This window comes from Saccharomonospora sp. CUA-673, assembly GCF_001942305.1.
Classification (GTDB): Bacteria; Actinomycetota; Actinomycetes; order Mycobacteriales; family Pseudonocardiaceae; genus Prauserella.
Window position 1 is genome coordinate 245,783 of sequence record NZ_MKKE01000022.1, and the last position, 20,908, is coordinate 266,690.

At 70.1% G+C, this 20,908-nt stretch carries 15 protein-coding genes and 5 pseudogenes; 13 read left to right on the forward strand and 7 right to left on the reverse strand.

What is annotated here, in order from left to right:
• Positions 1-49: 49 nt before the first annotated feature.
• The 11 genes and pseudogenes from BJF85_RS12400 (at position 50) to BJF85_RS12455 (ending at position 12,352) form a co-directional block, all read left to right on the forward strand.
• The gene (locus BJF85_RS12400; protein ID WP_075847586.1) at positions 50-1,303 is read left to right on the forward strand and encodes an aspartate aminotransferase family protein; all 1,254 of its coding nucleotides are present in this window, start codon (positions 50-52) and stop codon (positions 1,301-1,303) included.
• Positions 1,304-1,332: 29 nt separating this feature from the next.
• Positions 1,333-1,829 (forward strand): annotated as a pseudogene (locus tag BJF85_RS12405) (DUF3830 family protein).
• A gap of 774 nt (positions 1,830-2,603) precedes the next feature.
• Positions 2,604-4,250, forward strand: a complete 1,647-nt coding sequence (locus BJF85_RS12410) for an FAD-binding dehydrogenase (protein WP_083666284.1) — start codon at positions 2,604-2,606, stop codon at positions 4,248-4,250.
• A 13-nt stretch (positions 4,251-4,263) separates the two neighbouring features.
• A pseudogene (locus BJF85_RS12415) lies at positions 4,264-5,840 on the forward strand (acetolactate synthase large subunit).
• A 373-nt stretch (positions 5,841-6,213) separates the two neighbouring features.
• Positions 6,214-7,067: pseudogene (locus tag BJF85_RS30060) on the forward strand (TRAP transporter substrate-binding protein).
• On the forward strand, positions 7,064-7,864 hold the full coding sequence (locus BJF85_RS12430) for an Asp/Glu racemase (protein ID WP_075847479.1): 801 nt from the start codon (positions 7,064-7,066) through the stop codon (positions 7,862-7,864). The pseudogene BJF85_RS30060 and the gene BJF85_RS12430 overlap by 4 nt, the downstream one beginning before the upstream one ends.
• The gene (locus BJF85_RS12435) at positions 7,861-8,394 is read left to right on the forward strand and encodes a TRAP transporter small permease (protein ID WP_158056923.1); all 534 of its coding nucleotides are present in this window, start codon (positions 7,861-7,863) and stop codon (positions 8,392-8,394) included. Before BJF85_RS12430 ends, BJF85_RS12435 begins: the two co-directional genes overlap by 4 nt.
• The gene (locus BJF85_RS12440; protein WP_075847481.1) at positions 8,391-9,665 is read left to right on the forward strand and encodes a TRAP transporter large permease; all 1,275 of its coding nucleotides are present in this window, start codon (positions 8,391-8,393) and stop codon (positions 9,663-9,665) included. The genes BJF85_RS12435 and BJF85_RS12440 overlap by 4 nt, the downstream gene beginning before the upstream one ends.
• 29 nt (positions 9,666-9,694) lie before the next feature.
• On the forward strand, positions 9,695-10,729 hold the full coding sequence (locus tag BJF85_RS12445) for an ABC transporter substrate-binding protein (protein ID WP_075847483.1): 1,035 nt from the start codon (positions 9,695-9,697) through the stop codon (positions 10,727-10,729).
• Entirely contained in the window at positions 10,729-11,568 is an 840-nt protein-coding gene (locus tag BJF85_RS12450) for an ABC transporter permease (RefSeq protein WP_083666289.1), read from the forward strand. The genes BJF85_RS12445 and BJF85_RS12450 overlap by 1 nt, the downstream gene beginning before the upstream one ends.
• Positions 11,558-12,352 carry an ABC transporter ATP-binding protein gene (locus BJF85_RS12455; RefSeq protein ID WP_222844543.1) on the forward strand — a complete coding sequence of 265 codons (795 nt, stop codon included), beginning with the start codon at positions 11,558-11,560 and terminating at the stop codon, positions 12,350-12,352. The genes BJF85_RS12450 and BJF85_RS12455 overlap by 11 nt, the downstream gene beginning before the upstream one ends.
• A 54-nt stretch (positions 12,353-12,406) precedes the next feature.
• Here the strand turns inward: BJF85_RS12455 and BJF85_RS12460 are convergent, their stop codons facing one another.
• The 5 genes and pseudogenes from BJF85_RS12460 to BJF85_RS27320 all read right to left on the reverse strand — a co-directional run bounded on the left by BJF85_RS12460 (position 12,407) and on the right by BJF85_RS27320 (position 15,419).
• A complete protein-coding gene (locus tag BJF85_RS12460) occupies positions 12,407-12,985 on the reverse strand; it encodes a flavin reductase family protein (protein WP_083666291.1) in 579 nt (192 codons plus the stop codon).
• A gap of 56 nt (positions 12,986-13,041) precedes the next feature.
• On the reverse strand, positions 13,042-13,248 hold the full coding sequence (locus tag BJF85_RS31400; protein ID WP_369822153.1) for a zinc-binding dehydrogenase: 207 nt from the start codon (positions 13,246-13,248) through the stop codon (positions 13,042-13,044).
• Between the two features lie 20 nt (positions 13,249-13,268).
• Positions 13,269-14,021, reverse strand: a pseudogene (locus tag BJF85_RS30065) (zinc-binding dehydrogenase); the annotation flags it as partial.
• Entirely contained in the window at positions 14,021-14,824 is an 804-nt protein-coding gene (locus BJF85_RS12470) for an alpha/beta fold hydrolase (RefSeq protein ID WP_158056927.1), read from the reverse strand. The gene BJF85_RS12470 and the pseudogene BJF85_RS30065, both read right to left, overlap by 1 nt.
• 97 nt (positions 14,825-14,921) lie before the next feature.
• Positions 14,922-15,419, reverse strand: a complete 498-nt coding sequence (locus BJF85_RS27320; RefSeq protein WP_139320598.1) for a hypothetical protein — start codon at positions 15,417-15,419, stop codon at positions 14,922-14,924.
• Between BJF85_RS27320 and BJF85_RS27325 the strand changes: the two genes are divergently transcribed.
• Entirely contained in the window at positions 15,407-16,018 is a 612-nt protein-coding gene (locus BJF85_RS27325; RefSeq protein ID WP_158056929.1) for a 2-hydroxyacid dehydrogenase, read from the forward strand. The two genes, BJF85_RS27320 and BJF85_RS27325, sit on opposite strands and share 13 nt — an antisense overlap.
• Before the next feature lie 144 nt (positions 16,019-16,162).
• On the opposite strand, the pseudogene BJF85_RS12480 reads toward BJF85_RS27325, so the two are convergent.
• Together BJF85_RS12480 and BJF85_RS12485 are read right to left on the reverse strand one after the other, a co-directional pair.
• Positions 16,163-18,333: pseudogene (locus tag BJF85_RS12480) on the reverse strand (3-hydroxyacyl-CoA dehydrogenase NAD-binding domain-containing protein).
• 15 nt (positions 18,334-18,348) lie between these two features.
• Positions 18,349-19,560 (reverse strand): acetyl-CoA C-acetyltransferase, encoded by a 1,212-nt coding sequence (locus tag BJF85_RS12485; RefSeq protein ID WP_075847485.1) that lies wholly within the window; start codon positions 19,558-19,560, stop codon positions 18,349-18,351.
• Between the two features lie 157 nt (positions 19,561-19,717).
• Between BJF85_RS12485 and BJF85_RS12490 the strand changes: the two genes are divergently transcribed.
• Entirely contained in the window at positions 19,718-20,908 is a 1,191-nt protein-coding gene (locus BJF85_RS12490; RefSeq protein ID WP_075847487.1) for a TetR/AcrR family transcriptional regulator, read from the forward strand.

The window sequence follows — 20,908 nt, forward strand, 5'->3', positions numbered from 1 at the left end:
ACAGCCTGCAACCACGCAGCCGGCGACCAACACGGAGGAGTACGAAGTCATGGCCAAGCTCTCCCCCCTGCTCAAGCAGGCGACGCCGGTCGTCGTCGACCACGGCGAGGGTGCCTACCTGTACGACACCGACGGCCGCAGGCACCTCGACTTCACCGCGGGTATCGGCGTGACGAGCACCGGCCACTGCCACCCGAGGGTCGTCGCCGCGGCGCAGGAGCAGATCGGGAAGCTCGTCCACGGCCAGTACACGACCGTCATGCACCAGCCGCTGCTCGAGCTGTGCGAGCGGCTGGGCGACGTCCTCCCGCGCGGTCTCGACACGCTGTTCTTCGCCAACTCCGGCAGCGAGGCCGTCGAGGCGGCGCTGCGCCTCGCGCGGCAGGCCACCGGCCGGCCCAACGTGGTGGTGTTCCAGGGTGGCTTCCACGGCCGCACCGTCGCGACCGCGACGATGACGACGTCGGGCACCCGGTTCAGCGCGGGCATCTCCCCGCTCATGGGCGGCGTGCACGTGGCGCCGTTCCCGTTCGCATACCACTACGGCTGGGACGAGCAGACCGCGACGGAGTTCGCGCTGCGCGAGCTCGACTACCTGTTCGCCACCGTGACCGCTCCCAACGAGACGGCCGCGTTCATCATCGAGCCGATGCTCGGCGAGGGCGGGTACGTGCCGGCGAACTCGGAGTTCATGGCGGGTCTGCGGCAGCGCGCCGACGAGCACGGCATCCTGCTGATCGTCGACGAGATCCAGACCGGTTTCGGCCGCACGGGCCGGTTCTGGGGCCACGACCACTTCGGCATCAAGCCCGACGTCATCACCATCGCCAAGGGGCTGGCGAGCGGCTTCCCGCTGTCGGGCATCGCCGCGTCCGAGGAGCTGATGGCCAAGGCGTTCCCCGGTTCGCAGGGCGGAACCTACGGCGGCAACGCGGTGTCGTGCGCGGCCGCGGTGGCCACGCTCGACGTCATCAACGACGAGAACCTCGTGGAGAACGCGGCGGCCCGTGGCAAGCAGCTGATCGACGGGGTCCGCGCCGTCGCGGACAAGACGCCGGCGATCGGCGACGTCCGCGGTCTGGGTCTGCTCGTGGGCTCGGAGTTCACGACGGCCGACGGCAAGCCCGACAACGCCACGGCGTCGGCGGCGCAGAAGCTCGCCGCCGAGCGCGGTCTGCTCATGCTCACGTGCGGCGCCTACATGAACGTCGTGCGCATGATCCCGCCGCTCGTGGTCACCGCGGAGCAGATCGACGAGGCCCTCGAGATCTGGTCCGGCGTGGTCGCCGACGTCACGGCGTAGACACCGAGAGCCCGAGAAGGGAAGCCAGAGTGGCCCGGTACATCACCATCACGCTCGACAAACGCGGCGTGTCCTGCCGCGCGCGGTTGCTGGACGACGAGGCGCCGCGCACGTGTCAGGCCGTGTGGGACGCGTTGCCGCAGAGCGGCGCCGCGTATCACGCCAAATACGCGCGCAACGAGATCTACACGCTCGTTCCGCCGTTCGCCGAGCCGAAACCGGGCCGGGAGAACCCGACGGTGACCCCGATCCCGGGCGACGTCTGCTACTTCGGCTTCGAGCCGTGGGAGATCGGCAACCCCGCCTACGGCTACGACTCCGACAGCGAGGCGCACAGCGATCGGGGCGCCACGGATCTGGCGATCTTCTACGGGCGCAACAACCTGCTCATCAACGGCGACGCCGGCTGGGTGCCGGGCAACGTGTTCGCCACGATCGAGGAGGGTCTCGCCGAGATGGCCGACGCGCGCAGGACATGTGGCTGCGCGGCGTCGAGGGCGAGACGATGACGTACGCGCGCGTCTGAGTCCGCCTTCGCCGGCGCGCGCGACGTCCGACAGATCCCCCGAACGAGTGGTGGATGTGAAACTACTTCGCGTAGCGGCACATCACTCGACGAGGGCGGCCGATCCCGCCGCGATCGCCAAGATCAACGTCACGCAAGGTGACGGCAACGACGGCACTCACGGCGCGTGATCGCCACCCGGGCGGTCATCACCCGATGCCGGACACGAAAGACTTACATGTTTAAGCTGAGGGGATTTCACGTTCCCTCGCGGTTTCGCGGGAGGAGCTCCGGAGCGTTTTGACACCGGCCGGTCGGCGCTGAAAACGTTGCCGTGCTTTCGAAAGCACCGTGTGCGCACACGATCGGACAGTACATCTCAACTCCAGAAGGAGCCCCTCAAATGCCGCTTATCGACATCGCGGACCACGACGTCCTGACCGGAATCCTGGCCGGCCTCGCCCACTACCTCGGCTGGCTGGTCTGATCCGGAGGAACAACCGAGAGTGACCGGTGGGGTCGGTACGTTGGCGCGGACCGACCCCACCCGCTCTCCCCGGTGCCGGCTCACTCCACACACCTCCCGTGAGCCGGCACGTCCGCCGACACGGCCGAGCAGTACCGGCAACCGCCGCCCCCACTCGGCACCCCGCCCCCGCCCTCCGCGCCGGCCGCTCGACCCCTGCGCGGACAGTGATCGACATGGCCCGCGACCCCGGCATTCGCCCGACCCACAGGGGTGCCGACGAGACGTCGCGCCGGTAGCCTGCAGACGACTCAATGCGGAGGTGCGCGATGGACGCGGATGTGATCGTCGTCGGTGCGGGTCTGGCCGGCCTGGTCGCGACGGCGACCCTGGCCGAAGCGGGAAAACGCGTCATCGTCCTCGACCAGGAACCCGAGAACTCCCTGGGCGGCCAGGCCTTCTGGTCGTTCGGCGGTCTCTTCCTCGTGGACAGCCCCGAACAGCGCAGACTCCGCGTCCGCGACTCCCATGAACTCGCCTGGCAGGACTGGCTCGGCACCGCCGGGTTCGACCGCGACGAGGACCGCTGGCCGCGCCGCTGGGCCGAGGCCTACGTCGACTTCGCCGCCGGGGAGAAACGCGCCTGGCTCTCCTCGCTCGGCATCTCGTTCTTCCCCGTCGTCGGCTGGGCCGAACGCGGCGGGTACGGCGCCATCGGCCACGGCAACTCCGTCCCGCGTTTCCACATCACCTGGGGCACCGGCCCCGGCGTGCTCGCCCCGTTCGTCCGCCGCGTGCAGGAGGCCGCCGACCGCGGCCAGGTCGAGCTGCGCTTCCGGCACCGCGTCGACGCGTTGGCGACGACGGGCGGCACGGTCGACGGGGTGTCCGGTTCGGTGCTCGCGCCCTCAGCGGTCGCCCGCGGCGAGAGCAGTTCGCGCGACGTCACAGGGGATTTCGAACTGCACGCGCCCGCGGTGCTCGTCTCCAGCGGCGGCATCGGCGGAAACCCCGAGCTGATCCGGAAGAACTGGCCCGCCCGGCTCGGCGACCCACCGCAGTCGATGCTGTCGGGCGTTCCCGAGCACGTGGACGGCCGTATGCTCGGCATCAGCGAGGACGCGGGCGCGAACCTGATCAACCGCGACCGCATGTGGCACTACGTCGAGGGCATCGCCAACCACTCGCCCGTCTGGCCGCGGCACGGAATCCGCATCCTGCCGGGCCCGTCGTCGCTGTGGCTGGACGCCAGGGGCAAGCGCCTTCCCGTCCCGCTGTACCCCGGGTTCGACACGCTCGGCACGCTCGCCCATCTGCGGACCACCGGATACGACCACTCGTGGTTCGTGCTCACGCAGAAGATCGTCGAGCGCGAGTTCGCACTGTCCGGTTCGGAGCAGAATCCCGACCTGACGGGCAAGGACGTGCGGATGACGCTCCAGCGCGTCAAGCCCGGCCCGCCCGGACCCGTGCAGGCGTTCCTCGACCGCGGCGCCGATTTCGTCGTCGCCGACGACCTCGACACGCTCGTGCGCGAGATGAACGGGCTCACCGGCGAGGACCTGCTGTCGGTCGAGGACGTCCGGAGCGAGGTCGTCGCGCGTGACCGCGGGATCGGCAACGAGTTCACCAAGGACATGCAGATCACGGCGCTGCGCGGGGCGCGCAAGTACCTGGGCGACAAGCTGGTCCGGGTCGCCACGCCGCACCGGCTGCTCGACCCGAAGGCCGGTCCGCTGATCGCGGTGAAGCTGCACCTGCTGAGCCGCAAGACCCTCGGCGGGCTCGAGACCGACCTCGACGGACGCGTGCTCGACGGCTCCGGCGAGCCCGTGCCGGGCCTGTACGCGGCGGGTGAGGCATCCGGTTTCGGGGGCGGCGGCATGCACGGATACCGCTCGCTCGAGGGCACGTTCCTCGGCGGGTGCCTGTTCACGGGACGACGCGCGGGCCAGGCGCTCGCCGACGCGGGCTGAGCGAGAGGAACCCATGACCGACCCGGCGACAGCTGACACGGGGATCGAGACGGGCGCGCAAGCGCTGTTGGCGACGTTGTCCGGTGCGGGGGTGGACGTCGTGTTCGCCAACCCCGGCACGTCGGAGATGCACTTCGTCGCGGAGCTGGAACGGCATCCGCGGGTGCGCGGCGTGCTGGGCCTGGCCGAGGGCGTCGTCACCGGCGCCGCCGACGGATACGCCCGCATGGCGGGAAAACCCGGTGTGACGTTGCTGCACCTCGGCCCGGGACTCGGCAACGGGCTGGCGAATCTGCACAACGCGCGCCGTGCCCGTTCGGCCGTGGTGAACGTCGTCGCGACCACGCGACGTATCACAAGGCGTTCGACGCCCCGCTCGAATCGGACATCGACTCGGTCGCCGCGACGCTCGGCTGGGTCCGCCGCTCCCACAGCCCCGCCGACGTGGGTACCGACACGGCGGCGGCGTTGGCCGCCGCGCAGGACGCGCCCGGTGGTGTGGCGACGCTGATCCTGCCCGCCGACGCGTCGTGGAGCGAGGGTGGGGTGCCGTCGTCGCCGCTGCCGTCCCGCGGCCCGGCCGCCTCGTCCACTGTGGACACGGTCGCGGACGTCCTTCGGTGCGGCGAACCGGTCGCGTTGCTGATCGGCGGCGCGGCCTGCCGGGGCACCGGACTTCGCGCCGCCAACCGGATCGCCACCGCGACGGGCGCCCGGCTGTTGGCCGAGACGTTCCCCGCGCGGATCGAACGCGGTGCCGGCCTGCCCGCCGTCGACCGCCTCGGTTACCTCGCCGAACAGGTGCAGCACCAGCTCTCCGGCGTCGCGCACGTGGTGGTCGCCGGCGCGACGGCACCCGTGTCGTTCTTCGCCTACCCGGGCAAGCGCGGGGACCTCGTGCCCGCGGACGCCCGGCTGCACACGCTGGCCGCGCCGCACGAGGACAGCGTCGGCGCGCTGGAGGCGTTGGCCGAGGCGCTCGCGCCCGGCACCGAGCCCGTCGTCGCCGACCCGCACCGTCCTGACCTGCCGACGGGGCCGTTGACCGCGCAGAACTGGGTGGACGTCGTCGGAGCGCTGCTACCCGAACGGGCCGTCATCGCCGACGAGGCCAACACGTCCGGTCTGCTGCTGCCCGCCGCCACCGCGGGCGCGCCCGCCCACGACGTCCTCACCCTCACCGGCGGGGCGATCGGCCAGGGCATGCCCGTGGCCACCGGCGCCGCGATCGCCGCGCCCGACCGCCCGGTGATCAACCTGCAGGCCGACGGCAGCGCGATGTACTCCGTCTCGGCCCTGTGGACGCAGGCGCGGGAGAACCTCGACGTCACGACCGTGATCCTCAACAACCGCGCCTACGCGATCCTGCGGATGGAACTGCAGCGCACCGGCGCCGCCGAGCTCGACCCGGCATCGGCGAACCTGTTCGACCTGTCGGCCCCGGACCTCGATTTCGCGGGGATCGCCGAGGGCATGGGCGTCCCCGGCAGCACGGCGACCACCGCCGAGGAGCTCGCCGACCAGTTCCGCCATGCCCTCGCCGAACCCGGTCCGCACCTCATCGACGCCCGCATCCCGCCGCTGCTGTGACCTCGAATCGCCAACACGGCGACGTGGGGTGCTGACACGGGCGCTTCCATGACGGCGTTGTTACGCACGGAATACGTTTTTCGACAACCGTATTTCGGTATCTGCCGAAGTGATGTTCTCGCTCGGCTTTCCCTGTTTGACCTTCTTGTCGTCCTCTCGGGAAGGTGGGGGAACGCTCCCCCACCCCCGTACACGCCTCGGGTGACCGGGCGTATTCCCCGAGAGGAACGGCATGAGAACCTCGACCGTGAGAGCGACGATCTGCGGAGTCGCGGCCCTGCTCGCCATCACCGGATGTTCATCCACTTCGGACTCCGACGGCCCCGCACTGACACTGGCCGTCGAGACCAGCGAGGGCGACCCGCTCGCCGACATGCTGCTGGCCTTCGCCGACGAGGTCGAGGCGACCCTCGGCGACCGCGTCGACGTCACGGTGCAGTCCGGCGGCGCCACCGGCGACGAGGAAGCCGTGCTGCAACAACTGCGAGCCGGTTCGGTCGACATCGCCGCCGTGAGCGGTTCGGTCGCCAACCTCGACCCCATGTTCAACATCATGGAGATGCCGTTCCTGTTCGAGGATCGCGATGCCGCATCGGAGTTCCTCGACGGTGAATTCGGCGACGAGATGAGCGAGTCGCTGGTCGACTCGATCGGTGCACGGGTGCTCTCGTTCGGCGAGAACGGGTTCCGGCACATCACCAACAACACGCGTCCGATCACGACGGCCGACGACCTCGACGGCCTGCGGATCCGCGTGCCCGGTTCGCCGCGCGCGTGTCGCTGTTCGACAGCCTCGGCGCCGCGCCGACGCAGATCGACCTGGGCGAGGCGTACCTCGCGCTCGACCAGGGCGTGCTCGACGGCCAGGAGAACCCGCTCAAGGTCGCCGACGCGAACTCCTTCTTCGAGAAGCAGGAGTACCTGTCGCTGACCTCCCACATCTACAGCCCCGTGTACCTGGCGATGAACGACCAGGCCTGGCAGGACCTGCCGCAGGACCTCCAGGAGGGGCTGCAGGAGGCCGCCGACGCGGCGAGCGCCACCAGCCGCGAGCTCGCCGCCGAGGCCGACCGCACGCTCATCGAGAAGTTCGAGGCGGAGGGCATGACGGTCAACGAGGCCGATGTGGACGCACTCCGCGAGGCCGTCGCCGACGTGCGCGACGAGATCGCCGACGACATCCCCGGCGACTTCGCCGACCGTGTCCTGACGAGCGTCGAGCCGTGAGCGCCCCGGACACCGCCACCCGGCCGCATCTCCCCCTCGGGGCGCTGAACCGGGCGTCGCGGATCGGCCTGGTCTACATGGCCTCCAGCACGCTGATGGAGGCCGAGATGTACGCGATGGCCACACCCGACGTGACCGTCCACACGAGCCGCGTCACCCTGCCCAAGGTGACCGTCGACGGGATCGACGCGATGATGCGCTCGCCCGAGCTGCGGCAGGCCGTCGAACTCGTCGCCCAGGCGCCCCTCGACGTCCTCGTCTTCGGCGGCACCAGTGCCTCGTTCCTGCACGGAACCGCGTGGGACCGCAAGCTCACCGCGGAACTCACCGCGTGGACGGGCCTGACGCCGCCGGCCGGGCACTGCACGACGACGTCGACCGCGAGCGTCGCCGCCCTCGATGCCGTCGACGCAGGACCGATCACGCTCGTCACGCCGTACCGGCAGGAGGTCGTCGACCGGGCCGTGCGGTTCTTCGGCGACAACGGCCACCCGGTGCTCACCTCGACCGCGCTCGGCATCACGAGTGATCACGAGCTCGCCGAGGTGCCGCTGGAGCGCGTGTACGACCTGGCCGTCGAGGCGGACACGCCGGAGGCCACCGCCGTGTTCATCAGCTGCACCAACTTCGCCAGCGTCGGCGCGATCGCGGCACTGGAGGATGCGCTCGGCAAACCGGTGGTCAGCGCGGTGCAGGCGTCGTTCTGGCACTGCCTGCGCCTCGCCGGTGTCGCGGGCGCGCGCCCGGGCTTCGGCACCCTCTTCGAGCGCACCGGAACGGTCGGGACCGGCACGTGACGGCAACCGATTCGACCACGACTCCTGCCGGCACCGCGCACCGCGGTGCCGGCAGGGTCGTCGACCACGTCCTCGGCGCGCTGGCCGCGTCGTGCCTGGTCGCGATCGTGCTCCTGTTGTTCACCAACGCATCCCTGCGTTCCCTCGCCGACCGGCCGCTGCCGTGGATCGAGGAGATCGTCACCGGGCTGATGCTGTGGGTGACGATGTTCGGCTTCGTCCTCGGCGTGCGGAAGCGGGAGTCGATCGCGGTCCGGACGTTCGTCGCCCGCCTTCCGGCGCGCGTGCACGTCGCGGTGCGCATCGGCACGGAACTCGTCGCGGCCGCCGCGCTGCTGCATCTCGCGTGGTTCTCGCTGCAGTACCTGATCGACTTCGGCGGCGACGTCACCCCGTACCTGGGACTTCCGGTCGGCTTCTTCACCGCGGCGATCCCGGTCGGTGCCGTCGCGGGCGTGCTCACCATCCTCTTCGGACTCCGGACGGTACGCCCGGCGGTACTGGACGAACGTGCGGAGGTCTCGTCGTGACGCTCGCCCTCACCCTGGCCGTCATCATCGGCCTGCTCGTGCTCGGTACGCCGCTCATCGTGTCGATGGCGGCGGGCGTCGCCGTGTTCACGATGCTCGACGGTTCGTGGGTGCTGCAGTACCCGCAACAGGTCGTCGACGGCATGAGCAGTTTCGTCCTGCTCGCGATGCCGCTGTTCATCGTCGCGGGCATGGTCATGAACGCCGGTGGGATCGCCGACCGGGTCTTCGCCTTCGCCCGGTCTGTAACCGCACCGCTGCCGGGCGGTCTCGCCCAGGTCAACGTGTCGACAAGTCTGTTCTTCGGTGGCATGGTGGGCACCTCGGTCGCCGACCTGCCGGCCACCGGGTCGACGTTGATCCCGCAGATGCGCAAGCACGGCTACCCGCCCGCCTACGGGGCGGCGCTGACGGCATCCTCGTCGGGCATCGGGCCGTTGCTGCCGCCGTCGTCGCCCATGATCCTGTACGCCGCGGCGACGGGAACCTCGCTCAGCGCACTGTTCCTCGCCGGGATCGTGCCGGGGCTGATCCTCGCGGCCGTGTTGATGGTCGTCGTCGCCGTGCAGGCCACGCGCAACGGCTGGGGCGAACGCAGTGCCCTCCGGCTCTCCGACGTGCTGCGCACGTTCGGTTCGGCCGTGCTGGCGTTCGGCGTGCCCCTGCTCGTGGTGCTGGGACTCGTATTCGGCCTGTTCACCCCGACCGAGTCCGGCGCGTTCGCGGCGGTCTACGCGGTCGCGATCTCCGTGGTGGCCTACCGCACGCTCGACTGGCGGCGGCTGTACCGCTGCTTCATCGACGCCGCCGTGCTCACCGGCGAGCTGATGCTCATCGTCGGCGTGTCCGTGGCGCTCGGTGCGATCCTCGCCGCCGCCGGCCTGCCCGCGGCACTGACCGAGCTGGCCACCGCGGTCGTGCCGGGCGACGCGCAGCTCGGCTATCTGGTCGTGCTCGTCCTCGTGGCGATCCTCGCCGGCATGCTGTTCGACCCGTTGATCCCCGTGATCATGCCGGTGCTGCTGCCGACGATCATCGCCGTCGGGATCGACCCGGTCCACTTCGGTGTGATCATCGTGCTCACCGTCGTGATCGGACAGATCACCCCGCCGGTCGCGATGTCCCTCGTCGTGGCGGCCAAGCTCGCGCACGTCGACGCCTGGAAGGTGTTCCGCGCGAACCTGCCGTTCCTGCTGACCACCGTCGGCGTGCTCATTGTCGTGATGCTCTTCCCGCAGTTGACAACGTGGCTTCCGTCCCTTCTGGACTGATGCCCTGCTCTCGAACCCTTGGAGGTCCGGTGCGATCGACACGCCCCACGTCCCCACGCCACCTGCGACGGGCGGCGACCGCCGTCGCGTCGGCGGCAACGCTCACCGTCGCCCTCGGCGGCTGCACCCTCGCCGGCAGCGAGGAGGAGACCGCGGCCGGCGACGCCAGGACCGTCACCGTCGGCTTCATGTACGACGTCCACGCGGCCAACGTCTGGACGATGGACCGGTGCGAGTCCGACACGGTGGACGTCGAGCTCAGCCCGTTCAAACAGTTCGCCGAGCTCCAACGTGGACTCGAACAGGGCCAGCTCGACGCCGCGATGATGGGCTACCAGAACCTCGGCCAGATGCTCGACGCCGGCCACGAGGACTTCCGTGCCGTGTCGGGGATCTACCGCGGCGCCGAGCACATCACGGTCGCCGCCGACTCCGGCATCGACTCGTGGGTGGACCTGCGTGGCAAACAAATCGGCGTTCCTCCCAACAGCTTCGTCGAGATGCTCCTGCGGGCCTCGCTCCGGGAGAACGGGGTCGACGTCGAGGATGTCGAGCTCGTCCCGTTCGCCGGTGCGGGCCCGCCGCTGCAGACGGCACTGCGCAACGGCGAGGTCGACGCGATGGTGGCGTGGCAGCCGAATGCCGCCACCGCCGAGACCGAGGGCTTCGGCGTGCAGCCGCCGTTCGACATCCAGGAGGGCGAGCTGGGTGATGCGACCGCGTTGATGTACGTGACCGAGACGTTGGCCACCGAGGACCAGGAGGTCGTCGACGCGCTCGTGGAGTGCCTGAGCGAACGCACCGAGGCGCTGGCCGGCGACGTCGACGCGTGGGTCGAGGCGCTGGTCGAGCAGACCGGTGTCGACGAGGACGTCGCGCGGGCGGCCATCGAGACCGGCGAGATGGACCTGACGCTCCCGCAGGAGTCCGCCGAGCGGATCATCGCCGAGTTCGCCGACAACGGACTCCTCGAGGACACCAGCGACCGCGTCGCCGAGTTCTTCGACTACGGACCGCTCGAACGGGTCACCGGGCAGTCGGCGTCCGAGCTCGGGGCGTCCTGATGGCGGTCGACACGGCGCCGGCCCCGGCCCCGGAACGCGCCACGCGCGGGCGCTTCCGCATCCCCCGGTTCCAACCGCAGTACCTCGTCGTCCCGCTTCTGCTGCTCGTGGTGTGGGAACTGTCCGTCGTGAGTGGACTGCTCGACGCGCAGTCGGTGCCCGCACCACACACGGTCGCTCAGACCTGGTGGACGTGGGTGGCGGGCACCGCGGGCGCCGATCCGTACAGCGGGACGTGGCTGTCGTCGGTGTACGCGAGGTCGCAGCGGGTGCTGCTCGGCTTCCTGCTGTCCGCGATCCTCGGCACTGTCGTCGGCCTGTTGATCGGCTGGTCGCACTGGGCTCGCGTGGCGCTGCAGCCGGTCATCGACATCCTGCGGCCGATCCCGACGACGGCGTGGGTGCCGTTCGCCGTCGTGTTCTTCGGCATCCAGCCGACGGCGTCGATCTTCCTCATAGCACTGGGCTGTTTCCCGCCGATCGTGCTCAACGCGACGGCCGGTGCGCTCGGCACGCCGAAGTCGCTCGTGTCGGCGGCGCGCATGCTGGGCACCGGTCCCCGCATGACGATGTGGCGCGTCGCCCTGCCGTCGGCGCTCCCGTCGATCCTCACCGGACTCCGCGTGGGCCTCGCGCTCGCCTGGGTGCTGGTGATCGTCTCGGAGATGGTGGCCGTGAAATCCGGGCTGGGCTTCAGCCTGTGGGACGCCTACTACTTCGGCCGGATGGACGTGATCGTCGTGGCGATGTTCACCGTCGGCTTCCTGGGTTACCTGTCCGACAAACTGCTGAGCCTCGCCGCTCGCCCCGTACTGAGGTGGTCCCCCGATGTCCGTTGACACCGATCGCTCCGCCGCCCGCACCGAGACCGAACCGGCGCCGATGATCAGCGCCCACGACGTGGGCAAGGAGTTCCGTACGTCGCAGGGACCGTTCGTCGCACTCGACGGTCTCGACCTCGACATCGCGGCCGACGAGTTCATTACCGTGCTCGGCCCGTCGGGATGCGGAAAGTCGACATTGCTCAACATGGTCGCCGGATTCGACCACCCCACCCGTGGAACGCTCACCGTGGACGGTGCCCCGGTGACCGGCCCTTCGCCCGACAAGGGCGTCGTGTTCCAGGACTTCGCGCTGTTCCCGTGGCTGTCGGTGTACAAGAACATCGCCTACGGCCTGCGGGAGGCACGGGTCGGCGCGGCCGAGACCCGGCGCATCGTGGACGAGATGCTCGAGCTCGTCGGCCTCACCACCGTGGCGGGGCACTATCCACATCAGCTGTCCGGCGGCATGAAACAGCGCGTCTCGATCGCGCGGGTGCTGGCCATCGACCCGAAGATCCTGCTGATGGACGAGCCGTTCGGCGCCCTGGACGAACTGCGGAGGATGCAGCTGCAGGACGAACTGCTCCGCATCTGGCAGCTGCGCCGCAAGACCGCCGTGTTCATCACGCACTCGATCGACGAAGCCATCGTGCTCGGTGACCGCGTCGTGGTCATGAGCGCCGGGCCCGGACGGGTGGCGTCGGTCGTCGACGTCGACCTGGAACGGCCGCGGGACCGGACCTCGGACGAGTTCAACGCCGTGCGCCGGACGGTTTCGGACGTGCTGTGGGGCTCGTGACCGTGCCTGCCCGGAGGCCTGACCCGTCTGCCTGACCCGCCCTCGCCGCCGTGCTTACGCCTCGGCGGCGAGGGTGCGGTAGGTACCGCGCAGGTGGATCAACGGCTCGTGGTCGGCGTGCTCGACCCGGTCGACCCGGCCCAGGTACAGATGGTGGGTACCGACGTCGTACGACCCGACGAGCGTGCATTCGAACGCCACGGCGGCCCCGGCGAGTACGGGCATCCCGTTTCCGCCCACGCCCCATTCGTCGTCGGTGAACGTGAATCGCGGCCTGGTGGGTGTTTCCCGGCCCGCGAACGTGTCGGCCACGGCGGACTGGTCGGCCGTCAGGACCGACACGTTGAACCCGCCGCGGCGGGCAAGGACCGCGTTGATGGGACTGCGCCGCTGAATGCACACGCCGAGCACCGGAGGCTCGTCGGACACCCTGCTGAAGGCGGAGACGGTCTGCCCGAACCGCTGGTCGCCGTCGGCGACCGTCACGATCGTCACCGGCGTCGCGGCCCTGCCGCAGGCCCGCACGAACGCGCGGGACAGCGAATTCCCGTCACCGCTGCGTGGGTCGACCATTCCGTTTCGCCCCATGATCATCGAGTCGGAACCATTGTGCGTGACCGTCGAGTTCGTCATGAATCCATGATTTCGGAATCACCGTGCATCGGGCAAACAGTCTTTTCGCGTGCAGTTCATCGATTTTCCCGATCGGTTCCGGCGGACAACGTCACGACGACCTTTCCCATTTTGCCGGGCTCGCCGAATCGTGTGTGCGCGGCGGCGACGTCCTCGAACGGGAACACCGCGTCGACGAACGGCCGCACCGCGCCCCGTGCCACCAGCGGCACGGCTTCCGCGGCCACCTCGGCGCACAGCTCGGCCCGCCGCGCGTCCGGCAGCGCACCGAGCTCGACGAGGACACCTCGGCGCCGAGCCGCATCAACGCGCCGACGTCCACGGTGCCCGGTCCGCCCGCCTGGGTGCCGACGACGACCAGGCGGCCCAGCGGGGCCAGCATCGCCACGTTGGTCTCCAGCGCGGGGCCGCCCTGGTTGTCGAGCAGCACGTCGATGCCGTCGGGGCACAGCGCCCGCACCCGGGCCGCGAGATCGTCGGCCGTGTGGTCGACCACCCCGGCCAGCCCCAGGCCTGAGGCACACCGGTCGGCCGCGGCGCCGCGCGCCGTGCCGACCACGGTCGCGCCCCGGTGCCGGGCCACCTGCGCGGCGACCACGCCGATACCTCCGGCAACGCCGCGCACCAGCACGTGCTCGCCGGCCCGGAGGCGTCCTCTGTGGACGAGGTTCCACCACGACGTCGCCAGCGATTCGGGCAGGCTGGCCGCCTCCGCGTCGCCGAGCCCGTCCGGTAGCGGCATGCAGGCGCCGACGGGCACGGTCACGTACTCGGCGTACCCGCCGGAGCGCAGCAGCGCACCGACCCGCGTGCCCACCGGGAGGCCGTCGACGGCGCCGCCCACGACGTCGCCGACGCATTCGAGGCCGGGAACACCGGACGCGGGCGCCGGGACGATGCCGCGCCGTTGGAGCGCATCGATGTTGTTCACGCCGAAGGCACGTACACGCAGCAGAACCTCGCCGGGCCCCGGCTCGGGCCGCGGCAGCTCGGTGACGCGCAGGGTGTCCGAACCGTCGACGACGACCGCGCGCATCACGCCTCGACCTCCGCCGGGAGCTCGGCGTGGAAGTCGCGCAGCAACGCGGCGAATCGGCCGGGCACGGTTTCGGGCGAGGAGATGTCGCCGTCGTCGAGCACCAGCTCGTGCGCCTGCGGGAAGGCGCCGACGATGCCGTGCCGCCGTGGGTACGCGCGCGGGTCTCCCGCCGACGCGACGCACAGCACCGGACCGGGATACCGGCCCCGGTGGTCCTCCGAGCGGTACGCGGCCACGGCGGCGTGACCGCGGTCGGCGTCGGCATGGCCGAGCACATCGCGCACGTACCGGCCGATGACCTGCTCGTCCCCGTCGTTCATGAACCCGGACCGTCGCTGCCACAGCTGCGCGAGATGCGAACCGTCGGGCTCGGTGGGCACGACGTTGAACGGCGCCGCCGACCTGCGGCGTTCGCGCTCGGCCTCGTCGATGTACGGCGTCGACGACAGCACCAGCGACCGCACGCGATCCGGGGCAGTTGCCGCGAGGTGATAGGCGACGAGGCCACCGAAATGGTGTCCGGCCAGGTGGAACCGGTCGACGCCGAGGGCGTCCAGCAGTCCCGTGACCGACGCGGCCGCCTCCTCGATCGTGTTCTCCGGGCCGGACGCGCCGTAGCCCAGCAGATCCGGCGCGATGGTGCGGTATCCGTCGAGGCGGGTCATGGTGGCGGCGAACTCGTCCCACGAGCGCGGCGTCTGGTGCAGCAACACCAACGCGGGCCCCTCACCGCGCGTCACATGGTGCACCCGTCCCACCGGAGTCGTCACGTATCCCGGGGTGAATTCTTCGCCGATCACAGAGCCTCCGCAGTGTGTTTCAGCCAGTGTCGAATCAAACACCGGGTCAACCATGCAAAGCAGAACGGCCTCATCTGCCGAGGAGATGCCGGACCGTTCACCCCGGCAGATGCATTCGTTCCCTTTTCCTGATTAACATCGGCATGACCCATCCGAAAAAACGTCGTGCTCGGATGGAGGCATGTTCCCGCCGAGAGTTCTGAGCACGACGCCCCGCGAGGTCCTCGACGCCGTGTACCGCGCCGGCGAGCTGCCCGAGCACGAGCTGCGATTCCTCGACGCCCACTCGGTGGACGAGCTCCGCGCCCGGATCGGCGAGGCGGACCTGCTGCTCGCCGACTGGACGGGACGGCTCGAACTCGACCGCGCGACGCTGGAACGCGCGACCCGCTGCCGGCTCGTCGTGCAGCCCACGGCCGGGTACGACTCGATCGACGTCACCGCCGCACGCGAACTCGGGATTCCCGTCGTCAACACGCCCGGCGCAAACACCCGCGGCGTCGCCGAGTGGACGCTCATGGCGATGCTGATGCTCGCCAAGAACGCACTGATCAACCACGAACGCACGCGCCGCGGCGAATGGTGGATGATCCACGCGCCGACGAAGGCATCCACGACCTCGCGAGCCGCACGGTCGGCATCGTCGGCATGGGACGGACCGGGCTCGCCGTCGCGCGCAGGCTGGCGGCCTTCGGCGTCGAACGGATCCTCTACCGGCATCGGCGGCCCGTCGCCGACGCCGACGCCGCGGGGCTGCCCGTGGAGCAGGTGTCCGATATGGACGAACTGTGCGCACGCAGCGACGTGCTCAGCCTGCACGTACCGCTCACCCCCGAAACGCGGCACCTCGTCGACCGGCGCCGGCTCGGCCTCCTCGGGCCGGACGGGGTTCTCGTCAACGGCGCGCGCGGTGCAGTCGTCGACGAGGACGCCCTGCACACGGCGTTGCGGCGCAAGGAGATCAGGGCCGCGGCGTTGGACGTGTTCGGCGACGAACCGCTCAGCGGGCCGCACCGGTGGTCCGAACTGGACAACGTTTTCCTGTCGCCGCACCTCGCGGGGTCGTCCCTCGAATCCCGGGAGGCCATGCTGACCGGGGCGCTCGGCTCCCTTGCGACCGCACTGCGCGGCGAACTGCCCGCCGACGTCGTCAACGACGTACCCACCCTGCGGGCCCCGGTCCCGTCCCCCTGACCACGAATCGCCAACACAGCGACGCGAGATGCTGACACGGCGACGCAGAACGCTGACACGGCGACGTGGGGTGCTGACACGGCGAGGCCGCCCCGGTGCTCGGCACCGGGGCGGCCTCGTTGCGATCACGGGTGGTTCAGGCGATCACTCGTAGATCTCGCCCTTCTCGGCCTTCTCCACCAACGAGGCCGGCGGTTCGAAGTGGTCGCCGTAGCGCGCGGCGAGTTCCCTCGACCGCGCCACGAAGCCCTTCAGCCCGCCCGGGTAACCGTTGATGTACTGGATCACGCCACCGGTCCACGGCGGGAAGCCGATGCCCATGATCGAGCCGATGTTGGCGTCCTCCACGGTGTTGAGCACGCCCTCGTCGAAGCACTTCACGGTTTCGAGGGCCTCGGCGAAGAGCATGCGCTCCTTGAGGTCGGTGAACGGCACCTCGCCGCTGCCCGCGTTGAACGCCTCGCGCAGGCCCGGCCACAGCTGGGTGCGCTTGCCCTCGTCGTCGTACTCGTAGAACCCGGCGCCCGACGAACGGCCCTTGCGGTCGTACTCGTCGATCATCCGGTCGATGACGGCCTCCGACGGGTGCGGCTGCCACGTGCGCCCGCGGCCTCGACGGCCTCCCTGGTCTCCAGGCGGATCTTGCGCGGCAGCGTGAGCGTGAGCTCGTCCATCAGCTGCAGCGGCGGGGCCGGGTATCCGGCCTGCGATCCGGCCTGCTCGATGCTGGCGGGCTCGACACCCTCGCCGAGCGCGGCGACGGCCTCGTTGATGAACGTGCCGATGACGCGCGAGGTGAAGAAGCCGCGGCTGTCGTTCACGACGATCGGCGTCTTCTTGATCTGCAGCGTGTAGTCGAAGACCTTCGCCAGCGTCGCGTCGGAGGTCTTCTCGCCGCGGATGATCTCCACGAGCGGCATCTTGTCCACCGGCGAGAAGAAGTGGATGCCGATGAAGTCCTCCTGCCGCTGCACGCCCTCGGCCAGGCCGGTGATGGGCAGCGTGGAGGTGTTGGAGCCGAGCACCGCGTCCGGGTTGACGACGTCCTCGATCTCCTGGAACACCTTGTGCTTGAGCTCGGTGCTCTCGAAGACGGCCTCGATGACGAAGTCGACGCCCTTGAGGTCGGCCGGATCGGCGGTCGGCGTGATCCGACCGAGCAGCTCGTCGGAGCGCTCCTGCGTGGTCTTGCCCCGCTTGAGCGCCTTCTCCTCGAGCTTGGCGGCGTAGCCCTTGCCCTTCTCGGCGTTCTCCTGGGACACGTCCTTGAGCACGACGTCGATGCCGGCCTTGGCCGACACGTACGCGATGGCCGCGCCCATCATGCCGGCGCCGAGCACGCCGACCTTCTTCGCCTGGAACTGCTCGTGGCCGTCCGGCCGCGAACCACCTGCGTTGATGGCCTGGAGGTCGAAGAAGAACGCCTTCGTCATGTTCTTCGCGACCTGGCCGGTGACGAGGCTGACGAAGTAGCGGGTCTCGATCAGGGCCGCGGTGTCGACGTCGACCTGGGCCCCCTCGACGGCGGCGGCCAGGATCGCCCGCGGTGCCGGCATGGGCGCGCCCTTGAGCTGCTTGCGCAGGTTCGCGGGGAACGCGGGCAGGTTCGCAGCGAACGACGGGTTCGACGGCGAGCCGCCGGGGATCTTGAAGCCCTTCTGGTCCCACGGCTGCACGCCGCCCTCGGGGTTGTCCTTGATCCACGCCTTCGCCGCGGGCACCAGTTCGTCCACAGAGGACACGAGCTCGTGCACGAGGCCGAGTTCGAGCGCCTTGGCCGGCTTGTGCCGCTGGCCCTGAACGAGCACGTCCATGATCGCGCTCTGGATGCCGAGCAACCGGACGGTGCGGACGATGCCGCCGCCACCGGGCAGCAGGCCGAGCGTCACCTCGGGCAGGCCGATCACGGTGCCCTTGACGTCGGCGACGATGCGGCGGTGGCAGGCCAGTGCGATCTCGAGGCCGCCGCCCAGCGCCGCGCCGTTGACGGCCGCGACGACGGGCTTGCCGAACGTCTCGAGCCGGCGCAGCTGCCGCTTGAGCTCGTTGCCCGAGGCGGTGACCTGCTCGGCGTCCTCGGGGGTCGCCTTGATCAGGTCGTTCAGGTCTCCGCCCGCGAAGAACGTCTTCTTCGCCGACGTGAGCACGACACCGGTGATGGAGTCCTTCTCCGCCTCCAGCCGGTCGACGATGATGCCCATCGACTCGCGGTAGTCGGCGTTCATCGTGTTGGCGGACTGCTTCGGGTCGTCCATCGTCAGCGTGACGATGCCGTCGGAGTCCTGCTCCCAGCGAATGGTCTTGGCTTCAGTCATTGTTGTCGCTCGCCCTCACACACGCTCGATGATCGTGCCGATACCCATGCCGCCGCCGATGCACAGCGACGTCAGTGCGCGCCGCGCCTGGCGCCGCTCCAACTCGTCGACCATCGTGCCGAGGATCATCGCGCCGGTGGCACCGAGCGGGTGACCCATGGCGATGGCGCCGCCGTTGACGTTGACCTTCTCCTCGGGGAGCTTCAGGTCCTTCATCCACTTCATGACCACGGAGGCGAACGCCTCGTTCAGCTCGAACAGGTCGATGTCGTCGGTGGTCATGCCGGCCTGCGCCAGCACCTTCTCGGTGGCCGGGGTCGGACCGGTGAGCATGATCGTCGGGTCGGAGCCGGTGATCGCGGCCGAGACGATGCGGGCGCGCGGGGTCAGGCCCAGGTCCTTGCCGACCTGCTCGTTGCCGATCAGCACCAGCGCGGCGCCGTCGACGATGCCGGAGGAGTTGCCACCGGTGTGCACGTGGTCGATCTTCTCGACGTGGTGGTACTTCTGCAGCGCCACCGCGTCGAAGCCGCCCATCTCGCCGATGCCCTCGAAGGCCGGACGGAGCTTGCCCAGGTCCTCGACGGTGGTGCCGGGACGGCGGTGCTCGTCGTGGTCGAGGATCGTCACGCCGTTGATGTCCTTGACCGGTACGACCGACTTGGCGAAGTACCCGCCCGACCACGCGGCCTCGGCCTTGTCCTGCGAGCGGACCGCGAAGCGGTCGACGTCCTCACGGGAGAAACCCTCGAGCGTCGCGATCAGGTCGGCGCCGATGCCCTGCGGGACGAAGTAGGTGTCGTAGTTGGTCGCCGGGTCGGTGAACATCGCACCGCCGTCGCTGCCCATCGGTACTCGCGACATCGACTCGACGCCACCGGCCAGCAGCAGTCCCTCCCAGCCGGAGCGGATGCGCGCGGCGGCCTGGTTGACGGCCTCGAGCCCGGACGAGCAGAAGCGGTTGAGCTGCACACCCGCCACCGTGTCGGGAAGGCCGCCCGCCATCGCGGCGCCGCGGGCGATGTCGGCGCCCTGGTCGCCGACCGGCGACACGACGCCCAGGATGATGTCCTCGATCTTGGCCGGGTCGAGACCCGGGTGCCGGCTCTTGAGCTCGTCGAGCAGGCCCGTCACCAGGTCCACCGGCTTCGTTCCGTGCAGGGCTCCGCCCTTGTTCTTGCCACGAGGCGTGCGGATCGCCTCGTAGATGAACGCCTCTGTACTCACACCAACGGTCCTTCCTCGCGGCTGGCGGCAGAACCCCGCAGCCGACATGGTCGACAGTGTCCATGAAGGGTGCTAATCGCTACTAACATAATCCGCCGAAACCGCACGTTGTCAACCAGTTGCCAACCGAAGAGTCGGCGCTAAAGTTGTCTCACCTATGGCACCGACACCACGGGGCAGTAAACGCCCACGCGACCGCAAGACGCAGCTGGCCGCCGTCGCGGCCGAGCTGCTGCGTGCACGCGGCTATCACGGTGTCGGCATCAACGACATCGCCGCGGCCGCCGGCATCACCGGGCCGGCGCTGTACCGGCATTTCAAGGACAAGCAGGCGATCCTCGCGCACGTGCTGAGCGCGGGCGTCGCCGAGCTCGAGGCCGCCACCGACGCGGCACTGACCTCCGCACAGGACCCGACCCCGGAGCAGGTGCGCCTGCTGCTGGGCGAACTCGCCGCCAAGTCCGTCGAACGCCGCGACGTCGCCGCGCTGTGGCGCTGGGAGGGTCGGCATCTCGACGCCGACACCCAGCGCGACCTGCGGGAACGGTCCACAGCGATCCTGTCGGCCTGGACGAAGGTCCTGCTGCGGGTGCGCCCGGAGCTCTCGCCCGAGGACGCCGAACTGCTGTGCTGGGCGTGCCTGTCGGTGTTCGGCAGCGTGTCCGTGCACCGCACGAGCGTGCCGAAACGCCGCTTCGAGCAACTGCTGGTCGACATCGCCCTGCGCGTGCTGCACGCCGAACTGCCGACCGGGCCGGCGACCGACGCCGAACCGGAGGGCAACGGCGTTCCACTGGCCCCGCCGGCGCGCCGCGAGCAGATCCTCACCGCCGCCACCGAACTGTTCCGGGCCCACGGGTTCACCGCGGTGAGCATGGACGACATCGGGCGGGCCGCCGGGATCGCCGGGCCCAGCGTGTACCGGCACTTCCCCAGCAAGGCGAATCTGCTGGCCGCGATCGGACGCCGGGCGGGCGAGCGCCTGACCCGCGGCGCCGAGGACGCCCTGCGCGCCGACGGCGAGTGGCCCGCGCTGCACCGGCTCGCCGAGTCGTACGCGGCGACCCTCACCGGGCCGGGCGAGCTGCTCGTGTCGTTCTCGGCCGACCGCGTGCACATCGACGAACGCGACCGGCCGGAGCTGCTGCGAATCCAACGCGACTACGTCGCCCGCTGGGTGCAGCTGCTCGACGCCGCCCGTCCGGAGCTGGACACCAAGGAGGCCCGCATCACCGTGCACGCGGCGCTGACCGTGGCCAACGACCTCACCCGCACCCGCCGCGTCAACCGCAGGCCGAACCTGACCGCCGAGCTGACCAGCCTGATGGCCGCCGTCCTCGGCCGGTGA